This is a genomic window from Gilvimarinus sp. 1_MG-2023 (assembly GCF_030548285.1).
The window spans coordinates 1-291 of record NZ_JAUOSC010000779.1 but is presented as its reverse complement, the minus strand read 5'-3'; the positions used below and the strand labels follow the sequence as shown (position 1 = coordinate 291).

Sequence of the window (291 nt, the reverse complement as noted above, 5' to 3'; positions counted from 1 at the left end):
AACCCCAACAGGAGCCACCCATGCTGGATAAAACCCTGATCTGGTCACTCAGCTCACTGGCAGATACCCAGTTGGCAGGATTGCCGGGCAACCTCAAATTCGAAACCAGCCTGATTGACCCCGATCGCGCATCGCTGCCATCCACATTCTCAGGCCCCGTCATCGATGCCGAACGAGCGGGGCTACCAGTACAATCCCGCGACAACATCGCCATCATCAACCTGCGTGGCATCATGCTCAAATCCTACTCATGGGCATCGAACTACGTCGCCAGCTCACTGCATGTACGCC

The 291-nt window shown here is 56.7% G+C and carries 1 protein-coding gene; it reads left to right on the top strand.

What is annotated here, in order from left to right:
• Positions 1 to 20: 20 nt before the first annotated feature.
• Positions 21 to 291: hypothetical protein (locus tag Q4563_RS19020; RefSeq protein ID WP_303605624.1), on the top strand; the 271-nt coding region annotated here is incomplete at its 3' end.